The sequence below is a fragment of the Nocardioides aurantiacus genome, from assembly GCF_003752505.1.
Lineage (GTDB): Bacteria > Actinomycetota > Actinomycetes > Propionibacteriales > Nocardioidaceae > Marmoricola > Marmoricola aurantiacus.
Map to the genome: position 1 here is coordinate 1,362,867 of NZ_RKHO01000001.1, position 25,410 is coordinate 1,388,276.

Genomic DNA, 25,410 nt, shown 5'->3' on the forward strand with positions numbered 1-25,410 from the left:
GGGGAGAGCGGGCAGCCGGACGTGACCGACGCGCTGCGGGTGATGGTCGTCGACGACCACCCGATGTGGCGCGAGGGGGTCGCGCGCGACCTCACCGAGGGCGGGATGCGCGTCGTGGCGACCGCCGCCGACGGCCGCGAGGCGCTGGCCCGCTTCCCGGCGGCCCGGCCCCAGGTGCTGGTCCTCGACCTGCAGATCCCCGAGCCCCGGGGCGTCGAGGTGACCGCCCGCGTCGTGGCCCTCGACCCCGCGGTGCGGGTGCTGATCCTCTCCGCGAGCGGCGAGCAGCAGGACGTCCTCGACGCCGTGAAGGCGGGCGCGACCGGCTACCTCGTCAAGTCCGCCTCGCGCGCCGAGCTCCTCGACGCCGTACGACGCGTCGCGCTGGGCGACACCGTGTTCACCCCCGGGCTGGCCGGGCTGGTGCTCGGGGAGTACCGCCGGCTCTCCGACACCCCGGCGGCGGCCGGCGACGACGACACCCCGAGGCTGACCGACCGCGAGACCGAGGTGCTCCGCCTCGTGGCCAAGGGACTGTCCTACAAGCAGATCGCCGAGCGGCTGGTGCTGTCGCACCGCACCGTCCAGAACCACGTGCAGAACACGCTGCGCAAGCTCCAGCTGCACAACCGGGTCCAGCTGGTCCGCTACGCGATCGAGCAGGGACTGGACGACGAGTCCCCGGGACGAGCACCCGGGTCGTGACCGACCCGATCGGCGAACCGTCCCACGGGAAGCATGGGCGGACCGGTAGCGTTGTGCAGCACAGCCGAAGGGAGCCCCACATGGGTCAGGGCACGTTGTTGTTCCGCGCGTCGCTGGGTGCGGTGCTGCGCGCCGAGCGGATGCGCCAGTCCATGACCCTGCGCGACCTGTCGGCCCGGGCGCGGGTCAGCCTCGGCTACATCTCCGAGATCGAGCGCGGGCAGAAGGAGGCCTCCTCCGAGCTGCTCGCGGCGCTGTGCGAGGCCCTCGACCTGCCGCTGTCGAGCGTGCTGCGCGACGTCAGCGACCACGTCGAGACCCAGGAGCTGGCCCTGCTGCCGGTGCCCGGCCTCGTGGAACGCGACCGGGGCGCCGGCGGCGTCGTGGCCTCGGCCGCCTGAGCGGGGCTCAGGCCACCCCCACCGCCTCCTCCAGGGCGGCCAGCTCGTCGTCGAGGTGGGTCAGCAGCCGTTGCAGCGACGGCACGCTGCGTCGGCACCCGGTGAGCCCGAAGCACATGTCGTCGACGTAGCTGTTGCAGGTGATGTTCAGCGCCATGCCGTTGATCGGGATCGACAGCGGGTAGGTGCCCACCATCCTGGCGCCGTTGAGGTACTGCGTCTTCCTGGGTCCCGGGACGTTGCTGATGATGAGGTTGAACGGCGGGCGCAGCAGGCCGTGCAGCCGCAGCGTCGGGATCACGATCGAGGGGGCCATGCCCAGCGCCGTCATGGCGGTGATCTGGAGCGGTGTCATCGAGCTCAGCGCCTGCTTGCCGGTGACCATCGAGGCGTGGATCGACGACAGCCGGTCGGCCGCGTCGGGCAGCTCGGTGCCCAGCTTGACCATGACGGCCCCCACGGCGTTGCCGCCGTCCCCGGAGGCCTCGCCGGCCTTCTTGGCGTTGAGGCCGACCGGGACCATCGCGACCAGGCTCGTGTCGGGCAGGGCCTGGCGCTCCACCAGGTAGCTGCGGATGGCGCCCGAGCACATCGCGAGCACGACGTCGTTGAGCGTGGTGCCGCTGGCCCTGCCGACCGCCCGCAGCCGCTCCAGGGGCCAGCCCTGCGCGGCGAAGCGCCGCGACCCGGTGATCGTGGTGTTGAACATGGTGCGCGGGGCGTAGAGCGAGAGCGCTGAGGTCTCGTTGCGGACGCCGTGCAGCAGCGTCCTGACCAGCGCACCGGGCAGGCCCGCCGCGTCGGCGGTGATCCCCAGCGCGGTGCGGAACGCCTCGACCGGGACGCCCGCGACGCTGCGCTCGGCGTCCGCGCGCGCCGCGCGGGTGCGGGCCCGGGGGCGGGCGGCCCACATCGGGGCCATGCCGCGCTCGTCCGGGTCGGTCGACATCACGCTCTGCAGCAGCCGCATCGCCGAGACGCCGTCGACCAGCGAGTGGTGCAGCTTGGTGTAGAGCGCCACGCGGCCGTCGTCGAGCCCCTCGATGAGGTGGGCCTCCCACAGCGGTCGCTCCCGGGCCAGCCGGGTGCTGTGCAGCCGGGAGCACAGCTCGAGCAGCTCGCGCACCCGTCCGGGCTCGGGCAGCGCGCTGTGGCGGAAGTGGTACTCCAGGTCGAAGTCGTCGTCCTCGGTCCACACCCACTGCCCGGCCGTGGTGATGCCCCGGGTCGGGCGGCGCAGGAACAGGGGGGCGATGTCCCCGGCCTCGCTCATCGACTCGTAGATCTGCCGGGCGTAGTCCTCGGCGGCGCCCTCGGGGCGCTCGAAGAGCTGCAGGCCCCCGACGTGCATCGGCATCTGTCGGTTCTCGGCGAACAGGAACGCAGCCGAGGTCGGGTCGATCGGAACCACCACAGGTTTGGCCTCTCTTGGGTTGTCCTGATCCTCTCGGCTGGTGACGCCCGGCACAACCGGCCGGTAACCCCCGTCCGACCTGCGGTCACGAACGGCCGTCCCGCGCTTGGGTAGGTTCACCGGGTGGACCAGCCCCGTCGCCGCGCCGCCGGTGCCTCGCCGATGATGGGCACCGCCCTGGCCGCGGGTCGGCTGAGCATGCGGCAGCGGCGCGCACGGCTGCGGGCCAAGTCGTGGCAGGTGGCGCAGTGCGCCGTCGCGGCCGGCGTGGCGTGGTTCGTCGCCCGCGACCTGCTGCAGCACCCCACGCCGTTCTTCGCCCCGGTGGCAGCGGTGGTCAGCCTCGGGACCAGCTACGGCCAGCGGCTGCGGCGGGTTGCGGAGGTGACCGTCGGGGTGGCCGTGGGCGTCCTGCTCGGCGACGTCATCACCTACACGCTCGGCAACGGCCCGCTGCAGATCGTGCTGCTCGTGGCGCTGGCCATGACCGCCGCGCTGCTGCTCGACGCCGGCACGCTGCTGGTCACCCAGGCCGCCGTGCAGGCGATCATCGTGGCCACCCTCGCGCCCGCCCCGGGCGCCTCGCTGCTGCGCTGGACCGACGCGCTGGTGGGGGGTGGGGTGGCGCTGGTCGCCGCCGCGGTGGTGCCCAGGGCACCGCTCCGACGACCGCGCGAGCAGGCGGCGGTCGTGGTGCGCAAGATCTCCGCGCTGCTGCGCGCGGCCGCCGAGGGGGTCCTCGACGGCGACGCCGAGCGCTCGATGGAGGTGCTGCGGGACGCGCGCACCACCGACGGGCTGGTCGAGGAGCTGCGGGCGGCCTCGGCCGAGGGGTTGTCGGTGGTGGCGTCCTCGCCCTTCCGGCTGCGGCACCGTGGCGGCGTACGGGCGATGGCGGAGCTGGTCGAGCCGCTGGACTTCGCGCTGCGCAACACCCGGGTGCTCGTACGCCGCGTGGCCGTGGCCGGCATGCGCGACGAGCCCGTCCCCGCGTCGTACGCCGCGCTGCTGCGCGAGCTCGCCGAGTGCAGCGACGCCGTCGCCGAGGAGCTCGCCGCGGGCAGGCTCCCGGGGTCGGTGCGCGCCCGGCTGATCGAGCTGGGCCGGGCGACCTCGCGGGCCGAGCGGGTCCACGACCTCTCCGCCGAGGTGGTGCTCGCCCAGGTCCGCTCGATCGTGGCCGACCTGCTGGCCGTGAGCGGCATGGATCCCGTGGTGGCGACCAACCAGATCCCGCGGCTGCCCGACTGAGGCGTGGGGCGGGCTACAGCTCGCCGACGACCGACTCGACGACCGAGACGAGGTCGCCGCCGGTGCGCTCGGCGACGCGCCGCTGGCGTTGGTAGGACGCCCCCTGCCGGGGGATGTCGGCGACCGAGGCGAGCTCCTCGACGCAGTCCAGCCGTTCGGCGACGGGGGCCAGCTCCACGAGGAGGTCGGCGAGGTCGTCGCGCAGCAGCCGCTCGGCCGAGGTGTCGTCGAGGATGATCCAGGCGTCGAGGCCGTAGCGCGCCGCCCGCCACTTGTTCTCCTGCACGTGCCACGGCGGCAGCGTGGGCAACGTCTCGCCGCGCTCGAGCCGGTCGACGAGGTGGACGACGAGGCAGTGGGTCAGGGCGACCAGGGCCCGCATCTCGCGCAGCGTGGAGACGCCGTCGCAGATCCGGACCTCGACGGTGCCCAGCGTGGGGGCGGGGCGGACGTCCCAGCGGATCTCGTCGATGTGCTCGATCACCCCGGTGGTGATCAGGTCGTCGGCGTACCGCTCGAACCCGGCCCAGTCCTCGAAGGCGAAGGGCAGGCCGGCGGTCGGCAGCTGCTGGAACATCATCGCGCGGTTGCTGGCGTAGCCGGTGTCGGTGCCGGCCCAGATGGGGGAGGAGGCCGAGAGGGCCTGGAGGTGGGGGTACCACTTCAGCAGCGCGGAGACGACGGGCATCGCGTGCTCGCCCTTGACGCCGACGTGGACGTGGACGCCCCAGATGAGCATCTGGCGACCCCACCACTGGGTGCGGGCGATCAGCTCCTCGTAGCGCTGGCCGGCGGTGAGCTGCTGGCGCGACCACTCGGCGAAGGGGTGGGTGCCGGCGGAGTAGAGGTCGACGCCGAGCTCGGCGGCCAGCGGTCGGACCAGGTCGATCAGCTCGGCGAGCTGGTCGACGGCCTCCCCGGTGGTGCGGCAGATGCCGGTGGTCAGCTCGACGGTGTTGCGCAGCAGCTCGCGGTGGATGCGGGGCTGCTCGCCGTGGCGCTTGTGGACGAGGTCGAAGAGCTGGGAGGCGGCGTTGACGAGGTCGCGGGTGTGCCGGTCGACGAGCCCGAACTCCCACTCGACCCCGAGGCTGGGGGTGGGGGAGTCGTGGAAGTCGATGGGCACCGGCTCATCGTTCCACGGCCCGGTCTCAGCGCTGCGTGCGGCGCAGCCGGTCCAGCCAGCCGAGGTGGGTGCCGTCGAAGGCGCCGGTGCGGTCGGTGACGGCGGCGAGCACCTCCTGGCAGCTGCGCACCGCTCCCTCGACGACCTCGTCGGGGTAGTCCAGCTCCACCCGGTGGGCGGCGAACTCGTCCTCGTCGTCGACCCAGACGCGACCCGTGGTGCCCCGGATGACGTCGAGGTCGAGGTCGACGGCGCGCACCAGGTGGTCGTCGTGCCAGGTCGCGGGGGTGGCGATGTCGACGTAGACGTCGAAGGGTCGGCGGGCGTCGTCGCCGTAGAACGTGGCCAGCCACCAGGCGTCGTGGGGCACCAGCGTCACGTGGTCGGCGGCGGCGTGGAAGGCGCGGGTGGGGCTGGCCAGGAGGGTGCCCTCGGTGATGCCCACCCAGGTGCCGTGGCCGTCCTGGCCCAGGCGGACCGCGTCGAACTCCCAGTGCGGCGAGTCGGGCCACTTGCGGCACTCCACCCGCGCGGCGGCGGCCGCGCGGGTGGAGTCGGGTGCGGGAGGCATGCGGGCGAGGATACGACCAGCGGGGCCGGTCGTCCCGGAGCCCGTCAGACGATCTTCTTGCCGGGGTTCATCCGACCGGCGACGCGGGCCACGACGTCCTGGTAGCGGGCTCCCGCGATGCGGCCGAACTGGTGCAGCGCGTGGGCGTCCAGGCCCACCAGCTGGCGCGGCTTGCCGGCCAGGGCGCCCTCGAGGATGATCCGGGCGGCCTTGTCGGCCGTCATCTTGGCCAGCTTCTGGTCGAAGAAGTCGTCGGTGGCCTGCACGTCGGTGCCGGCGACCTTGCGGCCGTTGCGCGCGATGCCGGTCTTGATGCCGCCGGGGTGCACGCAGGTGACCTTGACCGGGTGGCGGTTGACGATCATCTCCTCGCGCACCGCCTCGGTGAAGCCGCGCACGGCGAACTTGGTGGCGTTGTAGGCGCTCTGGCCGGGGATGCTGATCAGGCCAAAGAGGCTGGAGATGTTGACCAGGTGGCCGTCGCCGGAGGCGATCAGGTGCGGCAGGAACTCCTTGGTGCCGTGGACGACGCCCATGAAGTTGATGCCGACGATCCAGTCGAAGTCGTCGTACGGCATCTCCTCGAAGTCGCCGGCATAGCTGACGCCCGCGTTGTTGACGACCACGTTGACGGTGCCGAACTGCTCGGCCACGGCGGCCGCCCAGTCGATGACCTCCTGCCGGGCGGCCACGTCGACGCGGTCGCTGCGGACCTCGGCGGCGCCGGCATGCTTGAGCAGGTCGACGGTCTCGGCCAAGCCCTGCTCGTTGACGTCGCTGACGGCGACGCGGGCACCGTGCTGCGCCGCGAGCAGCGCGACCTCGCGGCCCATGCCGGAGCCGGCGCCGGTGACGACGACGACCTTGCCCTGGAGTCGGTCCAGTCGTGAGCTCATGCTGCGTTCTCCTCGGTGTCGGTGGTGTGCTGCTGGGGTGTCGCGACGTACGCCGCGGGGTCGAAGCCGGCGAGCTGGCGGCGCAGCGTGAAGAGACTGCGCGGCCAGAGCGTGGTGTTGCGGCCGTGCTCGTCGAGGTACCAGCTGGCGCAGCCGCCCTGGTGCCACACGGTGTGCTGCATCCGGCGCTGCAGGCGCTTGTTCCAGCGGCGCTGGGCCTCCGGACGCGGCTCCACCGTGGCGACGCCGTGCTCCTCGAGGTGCGCCAGCGCGGCCCGGATGTAGCGGATCTGGCTCTCGATGACGAAGACCATCGAGGAGTGGCCGAGCCCGGTGTTGGGGCCGACGATCTGGAACAGGTTGGGGAAGCCGGCGATCGTGGTGCCCTTGTACGCCGTCATGCCGTGCTCGCGCCACACGTCGGCCAGGGTGCGGCCGTCACGACCCTTGATGTGGTGCGCGATCGGCTGGTCGGTGGTGTGGAAGCCGGTCGCGACGACGAGCACGTCGATCTCGCGCTCGGTGCCGTCGGCGGTGACGATGCCGGTCGGGGTGACCCGGGCGATCCGGTCGGTGACCAGCTCGACGTGGTCCTGGGCCAGCGCGGGGTAGTACTCGTTGGAGATCAGCACCCGCTTGCAGCCGAGCTTGAAGTCCGGCGTCACGGCCTGGCGCAGCGCGGGGTCGGAGATGCCCTTGCGGATGTTGGCCCGGGCCATCAGCTCCGCCGGCTTGGCGATGTCGGGAGCGGCGGTGAAGGCCGGCACGTAGGTCTCGCGGGCCAGGAACACACCGAGCCGGTAGAGCCGCTGCAGCCCGGGGACGTGGCGCAGGGCGGCGCGCTCGAGGGCGGGGTAGGCGCGGTCCTGCCGCGGGACGATCCACGGCGCGGTGCGCTGGTAGACGTCGAGGTGGCCGACGGTCTCGGCGAGCCGCGGCACGATCTGGATGGCCGAGGCGCCGGTGCCGATCACGGCGACGCGCTTGCCGGCGAGGTCGGTGTCGTGGTCCCAGCGCGCCGAGTGGAAGATCCGGCCGCCGAAGGAGCCGATGCCCTCGATGTCGGGGAGACGCGGCTCGGACAGCCCGCCCGAGCCCGTCACCAGGACCTCGGCGGTCACGGTGCCGTGGTCGGTCACGACCTGCCACACCCGGTCGGTCTCGTCCCAGGTGGCGTCCTCGACGGTCACGCCGAAGGCGAACCGGTCGAGGACGCCGGCCTCGCGGGCGGTGCGCTCGAGGTAGGCGTGGATCTCCGGCTGCTGGGAGAACGAGCGGGACCAGTCGGGGTTGGGCGCGAAGCTGAAGCTGTAGAGCTGGCTCGGCACGTCGCACGCGGCACCGGGGTAGGTGTTGTCGCGCCAGGTGCCGCCGACTCCTGCGCCCTTGTCGACGACGACGAAGTCGGTCACGCCGTCCTCGTCGAGCTTGATCGCGGTGCCCAGTCCGGCGAACCCGGCGCCGACCACCAGGACCCGCACCCGGGAGGGGAGCGAGGGGCCGCCGGACTGCTGCGCGTCCTTCGTGCTGGTCTGCTGCTGGCTCATGTCCCCTACGCTCCCAGCCTGTTGAACGCGCGTCAACAACGTTGTTGAAAGAAGTTCAGTAAGATGGCCCACATGACGTCGTCACGGGTCCGCATGTCCCCGGACGCCCGCCGCGAGCAGCTGCTCGAGCTGGGCGTGCGCCTGCTGGGCTCCCGGTCGCTGGAGGACCTCTCGATCGAGGTGCTGGCCGAGGAGGCCGGCATCTCGCGCGGGCTGCTCTACCACTACTTCGGCGGCAAGCAGGAGTTCCACGTGGCCGTCGTACGCCGTGCCGCGGACGACCTGTTCGCCGTCACCGCCCCCGACGGCGTCGGCACCCAGCTCGAGCAGCTCGCCGGCTCGCTGGAGCGCTACGTCGACTACGTGGCAGCCAACTACCGTGGCTACGTCTCCCTGGTCCGCGGCGCCGCCGGCGGCAGCGCGGAGCTGCAGGAGATCTACGAGCAGTCCCGCAACGCGCTCACCGACCGGCTCTTCGACGGCGCGGTGGCCCAGGAGGCCGCCCAGCTCGGGCTGACCGACACCCCCGCCGTACGGCTCCTGGTGCGCGGCTGGGCCGCCTTCATGGAGGAGGTCGTCGTGGAGTGGGTCCGTGACGACCGCGGCGTCTCCCGCGACGAGCTCCTCGCCCACCTCGCCGCCTCCCTCCCCGGCATCCTGGCGCCGCTGCGCCCCTGAGGGCGGGCGCGGCGGGCGTCGGTCTGCCTGCCCGGGAGTCCTGCTGTCGGCCCACCTACCGCCGCACGAACACCCACCACCGCAGCGCGACGAACCGCAGCACCGTGACGGCGAGGTTGGCCGCGGTGAGGACGACGACCTCGGTGGTCGGGCCGGGGTCGGAGACGCGGTGGACGAGGTGGAGGGCGCCGGTGGTGACGGCGAGGCCGACGGCGAGGACGACGAGCCCCTGCACCTGGTGGCGTACGACGTCACGGCGACCGCGCACCCCGAAGGTGAACCGCCGGTTGGCGGCCGTGTTGGCCACCGCGGTGACGAGCAGCGCCAGGGCGTTGGCCCACCACGGCGACAACGTGGAGCGCAGCAGCACGAACAGCAGGGCGTAGGCCAGCGTCGAGGCGGCGCCGACCAGCACGAACATCCCCAGCTGGAGCCCCAGCCGACCGCGACCCGCCCCGGCGCTGGTGCGGCCGAGGCGCTCGCCGACCTCGCGCAGCGGCAGCGTGCCGCGCAGCAGCGCGGTGCCGAGCCGGGCGACGCCGCGCAGGTCGTCGAGCGCGGTGCGGACGAGGTCGACGCTGCTGTCCGGGTCGTCGACCCAGTCGACCGGCACCTCGTGGATCCGCAGCCCGGCGCGCTCGGCCACGACGAGCAGCTCGGTGTCGAAGAACCACGCGTCGTCGCGCACCAGTGGCAGCAGCTCCCGGGCGGCGTCGCGCCGGATCGCCTTGAACCCGCACTGCGCGTCGCTGAACCGCGCCCGCAGCGCCTGCCGCAGGACCAGGTTGTAACCGCGCGAGATCAGCTCACGCTTGGCGCCCCGCTGCACCCGCGAGGTGCGGGCGAGCCGGGAGCCGATCGCCAGGTCGGAGTGGCCGCTGACCAGCGGGGCGACCAGGGGCAGCAGCGCCGCCAGGTCGGTGGACAGGTCGACGTCCATGTAGACGAGGACCTCGCTGGCCGAGGCGTGCCACACCCGCTTCAGCGCCCGGCCCCGCCCCTTCTCGGCCAGGTGCACCACCTCGACGTCGGCGTGGGCGTGGGCCAGGCGGCGGGCGATCAGCGCCGTCTGGTCGGTGCTGGCGTTGTCGGCGATGGTGACGCGGGCGCTCCACGGCAGCGTCCGCAGGTGCTCCAGCACCCGCGCGACCGACGCCTCGAGCTGCGCCTCCTCGTTGTAGACCGGGATGACCACGTCGAGCACCGTCGCCAGGGCCGTGCGCTCCGACCCGGCGGGGAGGGGACCCCCCGCCGGCTCGAGCAGGGCGCTCACCGGATCCCGGCCGAGAGGTCGTAGACCGCCGTGCCGTCGACCGTCCGTGCGGTGAAGCTCTCGCTCACCCAGGTGGCGATCTCGCTGCTCCCGGCGCCGCCGACCCCGTCGCCGTTGCCGCCGGAGGCGATGAACCAGTGCACCTGGCCGTCGGCGACGTACTGCTGGAACTGCGCCAGCGTGGGGCTCGGGTCGCTGCCGTTGAAGCCGCCGATCGCCATCACCGGCTCCTCGCTGGCCAGCTGGTAGCCCGAGGCGTTGTTGGCGCCCACCGTCGCCGCGACCCAGGTGTAGGCGTCGGCGTCGGCCCGGAGCAGCGCGGTCATCTCGGCCGAGGACTCGCTGGCCTGGAGCAGCCCGCCCGTCCCGCCGCCCGTCCCGGCGCCGGGAGCGCCGGCCGCGGTGGCGCCGGGCATCCCACCGGGCATCCCTCCGGGCATCCCACCGGGCGCCCCACCGGGCGCACCCCGGCCACCGGGACCGGTCGACGACGCCGGGCCGGCGCTCGGGATCGAGCCGGTGTGGGGCGTGGCGGCCGTGCTGACGGCGTACGCCGCGGGGCCGGCGAGGCCGACCGCGAGGGCGGTCGCGGCCACACCGAGGGCGAGGGTGCGGGGGAGCTGACCCAGCGCGGACAGCGCCAGTGCCGCGACCAGGCCGAGGACCAGGACGACCCACTTCAGCCACGGGAGGAAGTCGCTGGTGCGGTCGAGCAGCACGAAGGCGAGCACCGAGGTCATCGCCGTGGTGGCCGACAGCACGCCCGCGGCCACCAGCGAGGAGCGGTGCTGCCACAGCACCCAGGCGCCGGTGCCGACGAGCGCCGCGATCGCGGGGGCCAGGGCGACGGTGTAGTAGGCGTGGAAGATGCCGGCCATCAGGCTGAACGTCAGGCCGGTGACCACCAGCCAGCCGCCCCACAGCACCAGCGGGGCGAGCACCGGGGGACGGCGTCGCACGAACCACACTGCCGCGACGGCGAGGACGACGGCCGCGGGCAGCAGCCAGGCGACCTGGCCGCCGACCTCGCTGCCGAAGAGCCGGAACAGGCCGGTCGAGCCCCAGCCGCCACCACCGCCGACCGACCCGGTCTCCTCGCCGTTGAGGCGGCCGAGGCCGTTGTAGCCGAGCGTGAGCTCGAGGATCGAGTTGGTCTGCGAGCCGCCGATGTAGGGACGGCTCGAGGCGGGCCAGAGCTCGACGATCGCGACCCACCAGCCGCCGGCCAGCAGCATCGCGCCGAACGCGACCAGCAGGTGCCCGAGCCGCTTGCCCCACGAGGTGCGGGCGAAGAGCAGGTAGACCAGCGCCAGGGCGGGCAGCACCAGGAACGCCTGCAGCATCTTGGCCAGGAAGGCCAGTCCGACCAGGGCGCCGCCGAGCGCGACCCAGCGCACCGGGCGGCCGGTGGCCCCGGCCCGGGTCTCCTCGACCGCGCGCAGGGTGGCCCCGGCGGACCCGACGAGCAGCAGCACCAGCAGCGCGTCGGGGTTGTCGAACCGGAACATCAGCACTGCGACCGGCGTCAGCGCCATCACGGCGCCCGCGACCAGGCCGGCGGCCGCCGATCCCGTCGTACGCCGCACCAGCCGGTGCAGCAGCGCGACGGTCGCCACCCCCATCAGCGCCTGGGGGACGAGGATGCTCCAGCTGGAGAGCCCGAAGACCCGCACCGAGAGCGCCATCGGCCACAGCGCGAGCGGCGTCTTGTCGACCGTGATCGAGCTCGCGGCGTCGCTGGAGCCGAAGAAGAAGGCCTTCCACGACTCCGAGCCGGCCTGGACGGCCGCGGCGTAGAACGAGTTGGCCCAGCCGCTGGCGCCCAGGCCCCACAGGTAGAGCAGCGCCGTGAGGCCGAGCAGCGCCAGCAGGGCCGGTCGGGCCCACCCGGGGTCCGCGTCGGGGCCGCGCCAGGCCCGGCGCAGGGCCTGGCCGGCGCCGTCGCCGTGCCGGGCGGGGCGGGACCCCGTGGTGGTGGGCGGGGTGGGCGAGGGGGCCGGCGGGGTCGGGGCGGTCGACCGCGACAGCGTGCTGGTGGTGTCCATGGGGCCACCGTGCCGAGCGGGACTGCGAGCGCCGTGTGGCTCCTCTGTGCAGGTCCTGTGAGGCCCGGTCGCGCAGCGAGGTCAGCGGGGGAGCGAGACGACGAAGGTCGTGCTCCCGGGACGCGACTCCACCGCGACGGTGCCGTGGTGGGCCTCCGTGATCGCCGCGACGAGCGAGAGCCCGAGCCCCGCGCCGCCGGAGGACCGTGTGCGCGAGGAGTCGCCGCGGGTGAACCGCTCGAACGCCTGCGTCACCAGGGCGGGCGGCAGCCCGGGCCCGTCGTCGTGCACCGCGACCCGTACCCGGTCGCCGGCCACGGCGGCCCCGACGGTCACGGTCGTGCCCGGCGGGGTGTGCGCGCGGGCGTTGCCCAGCAGGTTGCGCACCACCTGGTGCAACCGGTCGACGTCGCCGGTCACGGTCACCGGCTCGTCGGGCAGGTCGAGGCGCCAGTGGTGGTCGGGGGCGAGCACCCGCGCGTCGGTGACCGACTCGAGCAGCAGCAGCGTCACGTCGACCTCTTCGCGCTCCAGCGGGCGCCCGGAGTCCAGGCGCGCGAGCAGCAGCAGGTCCTCGACCAGCGCGGACATCCGGTCGGTCTCGGTCTCGACCTTGGTCAGTGCCCCGGAGAGCGCGACCGGGTCGTCCGGCGTGCGGCGCGACAGCTCGGCGTACCCGTGGATCGTGGCCAGCGGGGTCCGCAGCTCGTGCGAGGCGTCGGCGACGAACTGCCGCACCTGCTGCTCGCTGCGGTGCCGCGCGCCCAGCGAGGACTCCACGTGCACCAGCAGGCTGTTCAGTGCCGCCCCGACGCGCCCGACCTCGGTGCGCTCGTCCGTCAGGTGGGCCGGCACCCGGTCGTCGAGGGCGATCTCGCCCGAGGACAGCGGCAGGTGGGAGACCCGGTCGGCGGTGGCGGCCACCTCGTTGAGCGGCCGCAGCTGGCGGCGTACGACGACGGTGCCGAGGCCGGCGGCCAGCCCCAGGCCCAGCAGGACCAGCAGCGCCTCGTAGCCGACGAGCGTGGCGACCGTCTCGTCGACCTCGCCGGTCGGCAGCCCGCTGACCACGGTGCTGCCGTCGGTCGTCGACCGGGCGGCGACGCGGTAGTGCCCGACGGCCGGGAGGTCGACGGCGTGCACGCGTCCGTCGACCGGGACGTCGGCGAGCTCGTCCAGCGCGGTGCTCGACAGCGCCCGCGTGCCGCCGTACCTGGTCAGCACCACGCCCTCGGTGGCCGCGGCGCCGGCCGAGCCGTCGATGAACGAGATCAGCGTCCCGGGCCCCTGGTTGCGGCGGTCGAGCCGAGGCGGGGGGCCGTCGCCGTCCCCGTCGGGGTCACCGGGGCCCTGCCCGATCTGCACCGACGCCCGCACGTCGTCATCGAGCCGGTCGAGCAGCGAGGAGCGGATCGCCAGCGTGGTGATCGCGGCGATGAGCAGCGACACCGCCGCCACGAGGGCGACGGCGGTGACGACGAGGCGGGCGGTGAGCGTCCGCGGCGTACGCATCTCAGCCGGCGTCCGCGGCGGCGGCCTCGACCGGCTTCAGCACGTAGCCCGCGCCGCGCATGGTGTGGATCATCGGCGCCCGTCCGGCGTCGATCTTCTTGCGCAGGTAGGAGATGTAGAGCTCGACCACGTTGGCCTGGCCGCCGAAGTCGTAGTTCCAGACCCGGTCGAGGATCTGGGCCTTGCTCAGCACGCGGCGCGGGTTGCGCATGAGGAACCGCAGCAGCTCGAACTCCGTGGCCGTCAGGCTGATCTCGGTGCCGCCCCGGCTGACCTCGTGGCTGTCCTCGTCCAGGCTGAGGTCACCGACGGTCAGCGTGGAGTCGCTGCGGGCCTGCTGGGCGCCGGCGCGCCGCATCAGCGCGCGGAGCCGGGCCACGACCTCCTCCAGCGAGAACGGCTTGGTGACGTAGTCGTCCCCGCCGGCCGTGAGCCCGGCGACGCGGTCCTCCACGGAGTCGCGGGCGGTCAGGAACAGCACGGGCACGTCGGCCGCGTCGGTGCGCATCCGGCGCAGCACCTCCATGCCGTCGAAGTCGGGCAGCATCATGTCGAGCACCACCGAGTCGGGGCGGAACCGCTTGGCCGCCGCGACGGCCCTCGAGCCGGTCAGGGCGACCTCGACGTCCCAGCCCTCGTAGCGCAGCGCCATCCTGAGCAGCTCGGCGATGTTCTCCTCGTCGTCGACGACGAGCACCCGCAGCGGCGAGCCGTCGGGGCGGGTGAGGTCGGGGGAGCCGTTCTTCATGACTCCACTGTGAGGCGGCTGTCCGGCGTGAGTCCATGAACACGCTGTGCATCACCTGTGAAGGTGGGCCAGGACCCGCAGGTCGCGGCCAGCGTCGTCACAGGGCCCTGACAGGTACGGCGGCGACGGTGCCTGGCATGAACGACGACACCCAGCCACAGCGTCCTGTCCCCCCGGGCGAGCGACCCGACCCCGCGTCCGCCGGCCCCGACCCGACCGTCTCGCTCCCCGCAGGCACCTCTCCCGGCGACGAGCGATCCGCCGCGCCCGCGGCCCGCGTGGGCCGGCTGCAGCGGCTCACGGGCTGGCGCGGCGCGGCCGTCGTCGGCGCCGCCGCGGTGATCCTCGGCTCCGCCGGCGGCGTCGCCATCGCGGCGGCCGGCGACGGCGCGGACGGCGCCGACGGCAACGGCGCCCGCGGCGGCCTCCAGGGCGGCCAGGGCCCGGGCGGGTACGGCGCCCCGGGCTACGGCACCGCCCCCCGTCCCGGCACGGCTCCCGGCCAGGGGGACGACGAGGCCCCCGAGGGTGCCGCCGGCTGCGACGGGGACGGCGACCACCGCCACGGTCCCCGCGGGGACGGCGACGGGCCCCCGGCGCCGCCGCAGGGGGCGCCGCAGGGGGCGCCGGACGGTCCCCGGGGCGAGGCTCCCGACGGGGCTCCTGACCGGGCTCCCGACGGGGCTCCCGAGGCGCCGAGCGGGGCGTCCGACCCGACCACCTAGGTCCTCACGACGACGGGCGCGGCCTCCCGGTTGGGCCTGCGGGGCCGCGCCCGTCAGACTGGTGGGGCTGTGCGCCTCCACTTCCCTCCCGACCTCCCCGTCTCGGGCCGACGCCACGACATCGCGGCCGCGATCCGCGACCACCAGGTCGTCGTGGTCGCCGGCGAGACCGGGTCCGGCAAGACCACCCAGCTGCCCAAGATCGCGATGCTGCTGGGACGGGGCGAGGGGACGGCCGCCGGCGGCAAGCTCATCGGCCACACCCAGCCCCGCCGGATCGCCGCCCGCAGCGTCGCCGAGCGGATCGCCGAGGAGCTCGGCACCGAGCTGGGCGAGACCGTCGGCTACCAGGTCCGGTTCACCGACAAGACCTCGAAGCAGGGCCGGGTCAAGGTGATGACCGACGGCATCCTGCTGGCCGAGCTGCAGCACGACCGCGACCTGCAGCGCTACGACACGCTCATCATCGACGAGGCCCACGAGCGCAGCCTCAACATCGACTTCATACTCGGCTACCTCCGGCGGCTGCTGCCGCGCCGGCCCGACCTCAAGGTCGTCATCACCTCGGCCACCATCGACCCGGAGCGGTTCGCGCAGCACTTCGCCGCCGCCGACGGCACGCCCGCGCCGATCATCGAGGTCTCGGGCCGCACCTACCCCGTCGAGGTCCGCTACCGGCCCCTGGTCGAGGAGTCCTACGACGACGACGAGGGCGAGCCCGTCCAGCGCGACCAGACCGAGGCGATCCGCGACGCCGTCTCCGAGCTGGTGCGCGACACCCCCGGCGACGTGCTGGTCTTCCTGCCGGGCGAGCGCGAGATCCGCGACACCGCGGACGCGCTGGCCGACCTCGCCGAGGGACCGCGCGCGGTGCGCGGCGGCTTCGACGTGGTGCCGCTCTACTCCCGGCTCTCCGGCGCCGAGCAGCACCGGGTGTTCGAGCGCCACACCCGCCGTCGGGTGGTGCTCTCGACCAACGTCGCCGAGACCTCGCTGACGGTCCCCGGCATCACCGGCGTCGTCGACACCGGGCTGGCGCGGATCAGCCGGTGGTCGACCCGCACCAAGGTGCAGCGGCTGCCGATCGAGGCCATCAGCCAGGCCAGCGCCCAGCAGCGCTCGGGCCGGTGCGGCCGCGTCGAGGCGGGGGTGGCGGTCCGGCTCTACAGCCAGGAGGACTTCGAGTCGCGCCCGGAGTTCACCGAGCCCGAGATCCTGCGCACCTCGCTGGCCAGCGTGATCCTGCAGATGACCTCGTTGGGGCTGGGGCAGGTCGAGCGGTTCCCGTTCGTCGAGCCCCCGGACACCAGGGCGGTGCGGGCCGGCGTGCAGCTGCTGGAGGAGCTCGGGGCGCTGGTCCCGACGAGCTCGACCGGCGGGCGAGGGGGCGGCGGTCGCGGCGGGCGCGGACCGCGGCTGACCCGGACCGGGCGGTCGCTGGCGCGGTTGCCGATCGACCCGCGGCTGGCGCGGATGATCCTGGAGGCCGACCGGCTCGGCTGCCTGCGCGAGGTGCTGGTGATCACCGCGGCGCTGTCCATCCAGGACCCGCGCGAGCGGCCCGTCGAGCACCGCGCCCACGCCGACCAGCTGCACGCGCGGTTCCGCGACCCGCGCTCGGACTTCCTGACCTGGCTCAACCTGTGGCGCCACCTCAAGGCGCGGCAGGCCGAGATGGGCTCGAGCGCGTTCCGGCGGCTGTGCCGCGAGGAGCACCTCAACTACCTGCGGGTGCGGGAGTGGCAGGACTTCGAGTCGCAGCTGCGCCAGGTCGCCAAGCAGGTCGGGCTGACCCCCGGACGTGCGGCCGGCGCCGACGACCCGGTCGACGACGACGCGGTCCACCAGGCGCTGCTGTCCGGGCTGCTCAGCCACATCGGGCTGCGCGACACCGAGAAGCGCGACTACCTCGGCGCGCGCGGCACGCGGTTCTCGATCTTCCCCGGATCCGGGTTGTTCAAGAAGCAGCCCGACCTCGTGATGGCGGCCGAGCTGGTCGAGACCTCGCGGCTCTACGCCCGGCAGAACGCTGCCATCGACCCCGTCTGGGCCGAGCGGCTGGCCGGCGACCTGGTCTCGCGCCAGCTCGGCGAGCCCCACTGGTCGAGCAAGCGGGAGGCGGCGATGGCCCACGAGCGCGTCACGCTGTACGGCGTGCCGCTCGTCGCCGACCGGCTCGTGGCCCTCGGCGCCCGCGACCCCGTGCACGCCCGCGAGCTGTTCATCCGCCACGCGCTGGTGCAGGACGAGTGGCGCTCGCGGCACAAGTTCTTCGAGACCAACCGGCAGCTGCTCGACGAGGCCGCCGAGCTGGAGAACCGCGCCCGACGGCGCGACATCGTGGTCGACGAGGACACGCTCTACGACTTCTACGACGCGCGGATCCCGGCCGAGGTCGTCTCGGGCGGCCACTTCGACGGCTGGTGGAAGCAGGAGCGGCGCCGCCGTCCCGACCTGCTGACCTTCGACCCGGACATGCTCGTCCACGACACCGCCGGCGAGGTGACGGGGCGCGACTTCCCCGACGCGTGGCAGGAGGGGCCGCTGACCTTCTCGCTGAGCTACCACTTCGAGCCCGGCTCCGACGACGACGGCGTGACCGTCGACGTGCCCCTGGCCACCCTCAACGCCGTCGGCCCGGCGCCCTTCACCTGGAACGTCCCCGGTCTGCGCCACGAGCTGGTCACCGCCCTGATCCGGTCGCTGCCCAAGCAGCTGCGGGTCAACTTCGTGCCGGCGCCGGACTTCGCCCGGCGCTTCCTCGACGTCGCGCCGCCCGGCGAGGAGGACCTGCTCGACGCCCTGTCCCGACAGCTGCGCGCGATGACCGGGGTGCACGTGCCCCGCGACGTCTGGGACCTCGCCAAGGTCCCCGCCCACCTGCGCCCCACCTTCCGCGTGCTCGACGAGGACGCCCGCGAGGTCGCCGTCGGCAAGGACCTCGAGGCCCTGAAGACCCCGCTCCGCCCCTCCTTCGACGCCGCCGTGCAGCAGGTCGCCTCGGAGTCCGGCATCAGCGCGACCGGTCGGACCCGCTGGAGCTTCGGCACCGTCGAGACGTCGTTCACGCAGTCGCGCGCCGGCCACGAGGTGCGGGCCTACCCGACGCTGGTCGACGAGGGCAGCACCGTGGGGCTCCAGGTGGTCGCCTCGGCGGCGGAGCAGGAGGCCCACCACCGCCTCGGCGTACGGCGCCTGCTGCTGCTCGCCGTGCCCTCGCCCGTGGCCGCGATGGTCGAGGGGCTGGACAACGCCGCCAAGCTCGGCCTCGCCGCGTCGCCGTACCCCGGCGCCCGCGCCCTCGTCGAGGACTGCGTCGTCGCGGCCGCCGGCTCGCTCGTCGACGAGGCCAGGCCGGTGCGCGACGAGGCGGCCTTCGACGCGCTCGTCGTCCGCGCCCGCCAGGAGCTGCCCGACCGCGCCGCCGGCGTGCTCCACCAGGTGCTGCGCGTGCTGGCCGCCTGGCGCCCGGTCGACAAGGCGCTGCGCGGTCGGGTCGAGATGGCCGCGCTCCCGGCGATGAACGACCTCCGTGCCCAGCTCGGCCGCCTGGTCGGCCCCGGCTTCGTCGCCGACGCGGGGGCCGAGGCGCTGCGGCACTACCCGCGCTACCTGCAGGCGATGCTGCTGCGCGTCGAGCGGCTCGGCGACCTGGTGCGCGACCGCCAGCTGATGGACTCCGTCTCGCCGCTCCAGCAGGCGTGGGAGCACCGCCTCGCCGCCCTGCCCTCCGGCGTCCCCCCGACGGCGCCGGTACGCCGCGTGCGCTGGATGCTCGAGGAGTACCGCGTCAGCCTGTGGGCCCAGCAGCTCGGCACCGCCCAGCCCGTCTCCGACGCCCGCATCCGCAAGGCGCTCGACGCCTGACGGTCGGTCGGTCGGTCGTGCTGTGGGCCCGACCGCCCCCGGGGACCCGCACGGCTCGGGCGCGCTCGGGAGACCGTGGCACGCGCCACCCTCTCCCGAGTCCTCGCGCAGTCCGCCGGGCCACGCCCCCTCAGCGACGTACGCCGCGCCGGTGGACCGCCCACCCGACGACGACGAACAGCAGGCCGGAGGCGAGGAAGCCCAGGTCCCAGGACAGCGGTGCGCCGAGGTCGTCGCGGACGTGGTGGACGCCGAGCAGCTGGTGGTTGACCAGGCCCTCGACGAGGTTGAACGAGCCCCAGCCCGCGAGGAGCAGACCGAGGTGGAACGACCAGGTCGGCGCGATCCGGTCCTGCCGCCAGGCCGACACCGTGGCCAGGGAGCCCGCCAGCACCAGCACCCAGGTGAGCACGTGGAAGAAGCCGTCAGCCAGCGTGTTGGCCTCCAGGCCGGCGACGGTCGTGGTGGGGCTGCCGGGCACGGAGCTGATCATGTGGTGCCACTGCAGCACCTGGTGGAGGACGATGCCGTCGACGAAGCCGCCGAAGCCGATGCCGAGCAGCAGGCCGGGCAGGCGGCTCGGGGGGAGCCGGGTGGATGCGGGCGAGCGGGTGCTGGTCACACCGGCCCGTACCCGCTGGCCGCGGCTACAGCCAGGGGCGGGCGGCCTCGACCACGGCGTCGAAGGTGGTGCGGTCGAGCGCCGCGCCCTCGCGTCGCACCGAGGCCGGGTCGAGCTGCAGCAGCCGGTTGAGCCGCACCTCGCTGGGCCGCCGCTGGGCGTCCCACTCACCGGTGCCGACGTCCATCCAGACGCGCCCCGCGCGTCGCTCCTGCTCGGCGTCGCGGTCGTGGTCCTGCGAGGTCAGCTGCAGCGCGAGCAGCGAGCTCCCCTCGGAGCCGATCACGAGCACGGGGCGGTCCTTGCCCTGGGAGGCGTCCTCCTCGTAGGGCACCCACGCCCAGCACACCTCGCCCGGGTCGGGCCGCCCGTCGGCGCGGGCGTCCCAGCCGACGACACGGTCACCGGAACGTGCGCCCGAGCCGGGTGCCGGTGACGACCCCGTGCGCCGCGGTGAAGCGCGACCCGAGCTTCGCTTGCCCGAGGACCGGCGACCCGCCCGGGTGACCTGCTCGAGCGCGTCGCGGACGGCGCCGCGGGGGATGAGCGGGGTGATCGCCCGGAGGTCGGAGAGCCGGAGCCTCATCGTCGTCCGCCTTCGAAGTAGGGCGTCGGGCCGGGAGCGCCTCACGGCGCGTGGCCGCTCGTAGCGGCTAAATGTGGGACCCGGGGCTGCCGCGGCCCGACGCACTGCTCACCCTACAAGCGGACCCGGCGTCGCACACGCCCATCGGGGGCGACGATGTTCACACCGCGCCGCAGGGACGGCCGGCGCTCAGCCGAGCTGGCCCGTGAGCTCGAGGCGACCGGCCCGCTCGAGCTGGTCCGACAGCGTGAGCAGCCGCGAGGCCGACACGTCCGTGGCGTACGACGCCCCGCCGCGCGACTCGTCCACCCGGCCGGCCGCGGCCACCCGGGCGAACGCCGCCGCCCGGAACAGCGTGTCGGCGAAGTCGCCCTCGACGACGCCGCCCAGCACCTGGTCGACCAGCGCCCGCACCTCGTCGGGCCCCGGCGGCTCGACCACCCCGGAGATCGCCTCGGCGACCGGCACGTGCCGACGGCCGCGGTCGAACTCGGCGGCGGCGGTCTCGGGGTCGGCGTACACCCAGCTGCGGAGCAGGTAGAGCCGCCACAGCGCCCCGGCGAGGGAGTCGGCCGCGGCCCCGGACCAGAGCTCGGCGAGCGTCTCGAGGCCCTCGGTGTCGGCCAGGCGCACGACGCGCGCCACCAGGTCGGCGTCCCCGGCCCGGCGGGCGCCGCGCACCAGCGCGGTCGCGGCCCGCTCGGCCGCCTCGGTCATCGTCGCCGGGTCGACCTCGCTCTCGATGGCCTCGAAGTGGCGGGCACCGGGCAGCGACGGCCGGTGGTGGGGACGCTCGCTCATCCGCCCATCCTGGCCGCCCCGCCCGCGAGGTCGCGCCGGAGGGGGTCGCGGCATGGGGCCGACCCCCGGCGTGAGCGGGCCGATATCGTGGCGGCCGCGTGGCCGTCCGGCCGCGCCCGGGGAAGGGGACTCGCAGATGGTGGACGCGTCGTCGGTACGCCGCTCGGTCGCCGGCGTGGTGGCCCTCGTCGCCGTGGCGGCGTTCGCGGGCGGCTGCACCTCCGAGGAGCAGGAGCCACCGGAGGCCGACCCCAGCCCCAGCGCCAGCGCCTCCGACGACGGTGTCCTCGACTTCACCGTCTACGGGCCCGAGGCGGTCACCGACGCCTACCGCGGTCTCGCCGAGCAGTGGAACGCCGACCACCCCGACACCCGGGTCGAGGTCACCGCCTACCCCGACCGCCAGCGCGCGTCCGCGGCGGTCGCGAATGCCCGCGAGGCCGGCACCGCCCCCGACCTGTTCCTCGCCGACCGGCAGGACCTCGGCACGCTCGTCGAGGACGAGGCCGTACGCCGCGTCGACGACCTGCTCGCCGCCCGCGAGGTCGACTTCGGCGACGGCTTCTCCCGGGTCGGCCTGGCGGCCTTCAGCGACCAGGCCGCGCTGCAGTGCATGCCGGTCGACGTCTCGCCGCTGGTCGTCTACTACAACCCGCAGCTGATCGAGCTCGACCAGATCGCCGACGAGGGCCGGGCGGAGATCACCGCCGAGCGCGGCTGGACGATCGGCGAGTTCGGCCGGGCCGCGGCGCAGCCCCGTCGTCCCGGCGTACGCGGTCTCCACGTCGAGCCGACGCTGGAGCAGATCGCGCCGTTCGTGTGGTCCGGCGGCGGCGAGGTCGTCGACGACCAGGTCGACCCCACCACCCTGACGCTGTCCGACGACGCCAGCCGTGACGCCCTGGAGCGGCTGCTGGAGGTCGTGCGCGACCCGGGCCTGACCTTCGGCCAGGACGCGCTCGAGCGGCGCTCGGCGCTGGCCCGGTTCAAGGCCGGCCAGCTCGGGATGATGCTGGGCTACCGCGACCTCACCGCGGAGCTGCGTCGCGACCCGAGCCTCACCTTCGACGTGATGCCGCTGCCGGTGGTCAACAGCGGCGCGACCATCGCCAGCATCACCGGTGCCTGCATCTCCGCGGACTCCACCGACGAGGCCGGGGCGGCCGACTTCCTGGCCGCGCTCACCTCGCAGTCCGCGCAGGACGCGCTGGCCGCCACCGGCTACGTGATGCCGGCCAACACCGCGAGCCTCGACGACGAGGCGTTCCTGCAGGCCGGGCAGCGCCCGCTCAACTCGCAGGTGTTCCTGCGCGAGGTGCGCGACGTGCAGCTGCTGCCCGCGACCGCGTCGTGGAGCGAGCTGGAGTCCTCGCTGACCGGGGCGCTGGACGACCTGTTCTACCTGCCCGTGATCGACCCGCTCGAGGAGCGGCTGAGCGCCATCGACGACGCGTCGGTGCCGTTCCTGGACCCGGAGGCGGCCTCCGAGAGCCCCTCGACCGACTCCTCGTCCAGCCCGGCGCCGTCGCCCAGCGACTGACTACTCCGCGGGGGCAACCGGGGCGTCCGGGGCCGACGGCGGGGTGGCCGGACGCGGGTCCAGCACCGCCTCGGCCAGCATCGGCGCGGTGATCTCGACCTGCCAGGCGCGGGCACCGAGGCGGCGCAGCTCCTCGGCGACGGCCGTCTGCACGGTCGCGGCGTCGGCGTCCGGCGCGACCGGAGGCTTCCACATCACCCGTCGCAGGTAGTCGGGGGTCAGCAGGTTCTCGATCGGCACGCGGTGCTCCTCGGCGTACGCCGAGACCAGGTCGCGCGCCCGGGCCAGCCGCCCGGCCGCGACCGGGTCGCGCTCGGCCCACACCCGGGGGGCCGGAGGAGCGTCGCTGCGCATCGTGAGCGGCGGGAGCTGCTGGTCGGGGATCTGGCGGGCGGCCTCGAGGGCGCCCAGCCAGCGGTCGGCGAAGCGGCGGGCGCCGCGGCCGTGGAAGCCCGGGGTGTCGAGCAGCGCGGAGCGGCTGGTGGGCATGGCGTTGGCGGCGGCGATCATCGCGGCGTCGGGGATCAGCCGGCCCGGGGTGGTGTCGCGCTGCTCGGCGATCTGGTCGCGGACGGTCCACAGCTCGCGGACCGCGGCCAGGCCGCGGCGTCCCTTGGCCTTGTGGATGCCCGAGGTGCGGCGCCACGGCTCGGCGCGCGGGGCGGGCACGTGGTCGACGAGGTGCTGGAACTCCTCGGCGGCCCAGCGCTCCTTGCCCTGCTCGGCCAGCTCGGCGGCGAGGACGTCGCGCAGCTCGACGAGCACCTCGACGTCGAGGGCGGCGTACTCCAGCCACGGCGTGGGCAGCGGGCGCTTGGACCAGTCGACCGCCGAGTGCTCCTTGCGCATCGTGCGGTCCATGATCACCTCGACCAGCGTGGCCAGCCCGACGCGCGGGTAGCCCAGCAGCCGCGCGGCGAGCTCGGTGTCGAACAGCGCCCGCGGCTCCAGCCCCAGCTCGCGCAGGCACGGCAGGTCCTGGCTGGCCGCGTGCAGGATCCACTCGGCGTCGCCGATGGCGGCGTCGAGGTCGGCCAGGTCGTCGAAGGCGATGGGGTCGATCAGCGCGCTCCCGCTGCCCTCGCGGCGCAGCTGGATCAGGTAGGCGCGCGAGGAGTAGCGGTAGCCCGACGCCCGCTCGGCGTCGAGGGCGACCGGACCGGTGCCGGCGGCCACGCGGCGCACGACCTCGGCCAGGGCGTCCGGGGTCTCGGTGATGTCGGGCAGGCCGTCGCGCAGCGTCAGCAACGGAGGCGGCTCGGGCGGTGCGAGCGGCTCGGGCGGGGGAGTCGTCCCGGCCTCGTCGGTGGGGGCGGTCTGGGGCTCCGTCGGCATCAGGCGGGGCCACGCTGTCCGCGGCGCGACGGCATCACGGCGATGCCCTCGGGCACCGGCGGGAGCCCGACCGCGGTGCACAGCAGCTCGCCCCAGGCCTCGACGTGGGGGGTCAGGTCGCCGCTGGGCGACCACGAGGCGCGGATCTCCAGCTGCGCGGTCGCGGGCTCCTCGGCCATCCCGCCGAAGCTCTCCGAGGACACGCAGGTGACGCTGCCCGAGGGGGCGGAGTAGGTCGCACCGTGCGCGTCGAGCGCCTCGACCAGCCAGCTCCAGCCGACCTCGGCCAGCAGCGGGTCGGTGACCAGCTCGGGATCGATCTCGGCGCGGGCGTAGACCACGCAGCGGAAGGTGCCGTCCCAGGCGTCGTTGCCGGCGGGGTCGTGGAGCACCACCAGGCGGCCGGAGCCGACGTCCTCGCCGGCGACGGTGACGTCGGCGGACAGCGCGGAGGCGTGGGGGGCGATCCGCTGGGGAGCGGGCATCTGCTCCACGAAGAGCTCGGGGCGGAAGCGCGCAGCCTGAAGCTGGGTCACGGCCCGCCGGAAGTCCGGGGGCGCCGCGGCCGGCTCGAGGCGTGGGTGGTCGGGTGCCGCCATGGCCTCAGGGTAGGCCGAGAGGCGCCGACCCGTGTCTCGACTCGCCGCCTGACCTGGGAGGATCGGACCATGCCCGCTGCCTCCACGACCGACCCCGCCGTGCACGACTCCGCCTTCCTCCGGGCGGCGCGTCGCGAGCCGGTGCCGCACACCCCGGTGTGGTTCATGCGCCAGGCGGGCCGCTCGCTGCCGGAGTACCGCAAGCTCCGCGAGGGCACCACCATGCTGGAGTCCTGCATGGAGCCCGACCTGGTCGTCGAGATCACGCTGCAGCCCGTACGCCGCTACGGCGTCGACGCGGCCATCTTCTTCTCCGACATCGTGCTGCCGCTCAAGGCCGTCGGTGTCGACCTCGACATCACCCCGGGCGTCGGTCCCGTCGTCGCCCACCCGGTGGAGACGCTGGCCGACGTGGCGGCGATCCCCGACCTGACGCCGGCCCACGTCGACTTCGTCACCGCGTCGGTGCAGCGGCTGGTGGGCGAGCTGGGCGCGACGCCGCTCATCGGGTTCGCCGGCGCGCCGTTCACCGTCGCGTCGTACCTCGTCGAGGGCGGGCCGTCCAAGGACCACGCCCGCACCAAGGCGATGATGTTCGGCGCCCCCGAGGTCTGGGAGGCGCTGATGCGCAAGATCTCCGGCATCGCCGCTGCCTACCTCGAGGTGCAGGTCGACGCCGGCGCCTCGGCCGTCCAGCTCTTCGACTCGTGGGCCGGCGCGCTCTCGCGTGACGACTACGCCCGGCACGTGCTCCCGTGGTCGACGCAGGTCCTGGAGCGCATCGGTGCGACCGGGGTGCCGCGGATCCACTTCGGTGTCGGCACCGGCGAGATCCTCGACCTCATGGGGGAGGCCGGCGCCGACGTCGTGGGCGTCGACTGGCGGGTGCCGCTCGAGGCGGGCATCGCCCGGGCCGGGGGCCGGGCCGTGCAGGGCAACCTCGACCCGACCCTCGTCTTCGCCCCCACCGAGGTGATGCTCGAGCGCGCCCGCGAGGTCGTCGAGGTGGGCCGCAGCGCACCCGGACACGTGTTCAACCTGGGCCACGGCGTCATCCCCGCCACCGACCCCGACCAGCTCGCCCGGCTCACCGACTTCGTGCACGAGGTCTCCGCGCGCTGATCCCGGCCGTCACACCCCGGCCGTCACACCCCGGCCGTCACACCCC

The 25,410-nt window shown here is 74.4% G+C and carries 22 protein-coding genes; 8 read left to right on the forward strand and 14 right to left on the reverse strand.

Translation table 11 applies throughout. The features are described 5' to 3' along the window. Positions 1-42: 42 nt before the first annotated feature. Both EDD33_RS06500 and EDD33_RS06505 read left to right on the forward strand, forming a co-directional pair. Positions 43-705 (forward strand): response regulator, encoded by a 663-nt coding sequence (locus tag EDD33_RS06500; protein ID WP_123393103.1) that lies wholly within the window; start codon positions 43-45, stop codon positions 703-705. 80 nt (positions 706-785) lie between these two features. After that, entirely contained in the window at positions 786-1,106 is a 321-nt protein-coding gene (locus EDD33_RS06505; protein ID WP_123389613.1) for a helix-turn-helix domain-containing protein, read from the forward strand. A 7-nt stretch (positions 1,107-1,113) separates the two neighbouring features. On the opposite strand, the gene EDD33_RS06510 is transcribed toward EDD33_RS06505, so the two are convergent. Further along, positions 1,114-2,520 (reverse strand): WS/DGAT/MGAT family O-acyltransferase, encoded by a 1,407-nt coding sequence (locus tag EDD33_RS06510; RefSeq protein WP_123389614.1) that lies wholly within the window; start codon positions 2,518-2,520, stop codon positions 1,114-1,116. Between the two features lie 123 nt (positions 2,521-2,643). Here EDD33_RS06510 and EDD33_RS06515 point away from each other — a divergent pair, with 123 nt between their 5' ends. After that, the gene (locus tag EDD33_RS06515) at positions 2,644-3,771 is read left to right on the forward strand and encodes an FUSC family protein (protein ID WP_246003396.1); all 1,128 of its coding nucleotides are present in this window, start codon (positions 2,644-2,646) and stop codon (positions 3,769-3,771) included. A 13-nt stretch (positions 3,772-3,784) separates the two neighbouring features. Here EDD33_RS06515 and EDD33_RS06520 read toward each other — a convergent pair whose 3' ends face one another. The 4 genes from EDD33_RS06520 to EDD33_RS06535 are packed head-to-tail and all read right to left on the reverse strand — an operon-like array spanning position 3,785 to position 7,911. Next, positions 3,785-4,897: a glutamate--cysteine ligase gene (locus EDD33_RS06520; RefSeq protein ID WP_123389615.1), complete on the reverse strand. Its 1,113-nt coding sequence runs from the start codon at positions 4,895-4,897 to the stop codon at positions 3,785-3,787. Positions 4,898-4,922: 25 nt separating this feature from the next. After that, on the reverse strand, positions 4,923-5,468 hold the full coding sequence (locus EDD33_RS06525) for a ribonuclease FAU-1 family protein (RefSeq protein ID WP_123389616.1): 546 nt from the start codon (positions 5,466-5,468) through the stop codon (positions 4,923-4,925). 44 nt (positions 5,469-5,512) lie between these two features. Next, the gene (locus tag EDD33_RS06530; protein WP_123389617.1) at positions 5,513-6,364 is read right to left on the reverse strand and encodes an SDR family NAD(P)-dependent oxidoreductase; all 852 of its coding nucleotides are present in this window, start codon (positions 6,362-6,364) and stop codon (positions 5,513-5,515) included. Further along, the gene (locus EDD33_RS06535) at positions 6,361-7,911 is read right to left on the reverse strand and encodes a flavin-containing monooxygenase (RefSeq protein WP_123389618.1); all 1,551 of its coding nucleotides are present in this window, start codon (positions 7,909-7,911) and stop codon (positions 6,361-6,363) included. The genes EDD33_RS06530 and EDD33_RS06535 overlap by 4 nt, the downstream gene beginning before the upstream one ends. Before the next feature lie 72 nt (positions 7,912-7,983). On the opposite strand from EDD33_RS06535, the gene EDD33_RS06540 reads away from it, so the two are divergent. Continuing rightward, a complete protein-coding gene (locus tag EDD33_RS06540) occupies positions 7,984-8,589 on the forward strand; it encodes a TetR/AcrR family transcriptional regulator (protein WP_246003397.1) in 606 nt (201 codons plus the stop codon). 55 nt (positions 8,590-8,644) lie between these two features. Here EDD33_RS06540 and EDD33_RS06545 read toward each other — a convergent pair whose 3' ends face one another. From EDD33_RS06545 to EDD33_RS06560, 4 genes are all read right to left on the reverse strand, one after another. Then, entirely contained in the window at positions 8,645-9,862 is a 1,218-nt protein-coding gene (locus EDD33_RS06545) for a bifunctional glycosyltransferase family 2/GtrA family protein (protein WP_246003398.1), read from the reverse strand. Beyond that, a complete protein-coding gene (locus tag EDD33_RS20665) occupies positions 9,859-11,907 on the reverse strand; it encodes an ArnT family glycosyltransferase (RefSeq protein WP_123389620.1) in 2,049 nt (682 codons plus the stop codon). The genes EDD33_RS06545 and EDD33_RS20665 overlap by 4 nt, the downstream gene beginning before the upstream one ends. Before the next feature lie 81 nt (positions 11,908-11,988). Next, positions 11,989-13,419 (reverse strand): sensor histidine kinase, encoded by a 1,431-nt coding sequence (locus tag EDD33_RS06555; RefSeq protein WP_123389621.1) that lies wholly within the window; start codon positions 13,417-13,419, stop codon positions 11,989-11,991. Position 13,420: 1 nt separating this feature from the next. Further along, positions 13,421-14,167 carry a response regulator transcription factor gene (locus EDD33_RS06560; protein ID WP_056538412.1) on the reverse strand — a complete coding sequence of 249 codons (747 nt, stop codon included), beginning with the start codon at positions 14,165-14,167 and terminating at the stop codon, positions 13,421-13,423. A 137-nt stretch (positions 14,168-14,304) separates the two neighbouring features. Here EDD33_RS06560 and EDD33_RS06565 point away from each other — a divergent pair, with 137 nt between their 5' ends. Both EDD33_RS06565 and hrpA read left to right on the forward strand, forming a co-directional pair. Further along, a complete protein-coding gene (locus tag EDD33_RS06565) occupies positions 14,305-14,892 on the forward strand; it encodes a hypothetical protein (protein WP_123389622.1) in 588 nt (195 codons plus the stop codon). A gap of 69 nt (positions 14,893-14,961) precedes the next feature. After that, positions 14,962-18,759: an ATP-dependent RNA helicase HrpA gene (gene hrpA / locus EDD33_RS06570; protein WP_123389623.1), complete on the forward strand. Its 3,798-nt coding sequence runs from the start codon at positions 14,962-14,964 to the stop codon at positions 18,757-18,759. A 130-nt stretch (positions 18,760-18,889) separates the two neighbouring features. Here the strand turns inward: hrpA and EDD33_RS06575 are convergent, their stop codons facing one another. From EDD33_RS06575 to EDD33_RS06585, 3 genes are all read right to left on the reverse strand, one after another. Then, positions 18,890-19,381 carry a DUF2243 domain-containing protein gene (locus EDD33_RS06575; protein WP_123389624.1) on the reverse strand — a complete coding sequence of 164 codons (492 nt, stop codon included), beginning with the start codon at positions 19,379-19,381 and terminating at the stop codon, positions 18,890-18,892. A gap of 25 nt (positions 19,382-19,406) precedes the next feature. Beyond that, positions 19,407-19,967, reverse strand: a complete 561-nt coding sequence (locus EDD33_RS06580) for a type II toxin-antitoxin system PemK/MazF family toxin (protein WP_123389625.1) — start codon at positions 19,965-19,967, stop codon at positions 19,407-19,409. A 189-nt stretch (positions 19,968-20,156) separates the two neighbouring features. Beyond that, positions 20,157-20,768: a hypothetical protein gene (locus EDD33_RS06585; protein ID WP_123389626.1), complete on the reverse strand. Its 612-nt coding sequence runs from the start codon at positions 20,766-20,768 to the stop codon at positions 20,157-20,159. A 136-nt stretch (positions 20,769-20,904) separates the two neighbouring features. Between EDD33_RS06585 and EDD33_RS06590 the strand changes: the two genes are divergently transcribed. Next, positions 20,905-22,308 carry an ABC transporter substrate-binding protein gene (locus EDD33_RS06590; protein ID WP_211332441.1) on the forward strand — a complete coding sequence of 468 codons (1,404 nt, stop codon included), beginning with the start codon at positions 20,905-20,907 and terminating at the stop codon, positions 22,306-22,308. Here EDD33_RS06590 and EDD33_RS06595 read toward each other — a convergent pair whose 3' ends face one another. Together EDD33_RS06595 and EDD33_RS06600 are read right to left on the reverse strand one after the other, a co-directional pair. Beyond that, positions 22,309-23,643: an HRDC domain-containing protein gene (locus tag EDD33_RS06595; protein ID WP_123389628.1), complete on the reverse strand. Its 1,335-nt coding sequence runs from the start codon at positions 23,641-23,643 to the stop codon at positions 22,309-22,311. Then, positions 23,643-24,242: a DUF3000 domain-containing protein gene (locus tag EDD33_RS06600; protein ID WP_123389629.1), complete on the reverse strand. Its 600-nt coding sequence runs from the start codon at positions 24,240-24,242 to the stop codon at positions 23,643-23,645. The genes EDD33_RS06595 and EDD33_RS06600 overlap by 1 nt, the downstream gene beginning before the upstream one ends. Before the next feature lie 69 nt (positions 24,243-24,311). Here EDD33_RS06600 and hemE point away from each other — a divergent pair, with 69 nt between their 5' ends. Next, complete coding sequence (gene hemE, locus EDD33_RS06605; RefSeq protein ID WP_123389630.1) at positions 24,312-25,364, forward strand: uroporphyrinogen decarboxylase; 1,053 nt, start codon at positions 24,312-24,314, stop codon at positions 25,362-25,364. Positions 25,365-25,410 lie beyond the last annotated feature (46 nt).

What these genes read in the sequence shown, in the direction of transcription:
- EDD33_RS20665 (WP_123389620.1), bottom strand. Translation starts at nt 11,907, where the DNA reads ATGGACACCACCAGCACGCTGTCGCGGTCGACCGCCCCGACCCCGCCG.
- EDD33_RS06585 (WP_123389626.1), bottom strand. Translation starts at nt 20,768, where the DNA reads ATGAGCGAGCGTCCCCACCACCGGCCGTCGCTGCCCGGTGCCCGCCAC.
- EDD33_RS06565 (WP_123389622.1), top strand. Translation starts at nt 14,305, where the DNA reads ATGAACGACGACACCCAGCCACAGCGTCCTGTCCCCCCGGGCGAGCGA.
- EDD33_RS06560 (WP_056538412.1), bottom strand. Translation starts at nt 14,167, where the DNA reads ATGAAGAACGGCTCCCCCGACCTCACCCGCCCCGACGGCTCGCCGCTG.
- hemE (WP_123389630.1), top strand. Translation starts at nt 24,312, where the DNA reads ATGCCCGCTGCCTCCACGACCGACCCCGCCGTGCACGACTCCGCCTTC.
- EDD33_RS06500 (WP_123393103.1), top strand. Translation starts at nt 43, where the DNA reads ATGGTCGTCGACGACCACCCGATGTGGCGCGAGGGGGTCGCGCGCGAC.
- EDD33_RS06540 (WP_246003397.1), top strand. Translation starts at nt 7,984, where the DNA reads ATGACGTCGTCACGGGTCCGCATGTCCCCGGACGCCCGCCGCGAGCAG.
- EDD33_RS06505 (WP_123389613.1), top strand. Translation starts at nt 786, where the DNA reads ATGGGTCAGGGCACGTTGTTGTTCCGCGCGTCGCTGGGTGCGGTGCTG.
- EDD33_RS06535 (WP_123389618.1), bottom strand. Translation starts at nt 7,911, where the DNA reads ATGAGCCAGCAGCAGACCAGCACGAAGGACGCGCAGCAGTCCGGCGGC.
- EDD33_RS06525 (WP_123389616.1), bottom strand. Translation starts at nt 5,468, where the DNA reads ATGCCTCCCGCACCCGACTCCACCCGCGCGGCCGCCGCCGCGCGGGTG.
- EDD33_RS06555 (WP_123389621.1), bottom strand. Translation starts at nt 13,419, where the DNA reads ATGCGTACGCCGCGGACGCTCACCGCCCGCCTCGTCGTCACCGCCGTC.
- EDD33_RS06600 (WP_123389629.1), bottom strand. Translation starts at nt 24,242, where the DNA reads ATGGCGGCACCCGACCACCCACGCCTCGAGCCGGCCGCGGCGCCCCCG.
- EDD33_RS06530 (WP_123389617.1), bottom strand. Translation starts at nt 6,364, where the DNA reads ATGAGCTCACGACTGGACCGACTCCAGGGCAAGGTCGTCGTCGTCACC.
- EDD33_RS06580 (WP_123389625.1), bottom strand. Translation starts at nt 19,967, where the DNA reads ATGAGGCTCCGGCTCTCCGACCTCCGGGCGATCACCCCGCTCATCCCC.
- EDD33_RS06595 (WP_123389628.1), bottom strand. Translation starts at nt 23,643, where the DNA reads ATGCCGACGGAGCCCCAGACCGCCCCCACCGACGAGGCCGGGACGACT.
- EDD33_RS06590 (WP_211332441.1), top strand. Translation starts at nt 20,905, where the DNA reads ATGGTGGACGCGTCGTCGGTACGCCGCTCGGTCGCCGGCGTGGTGGCC.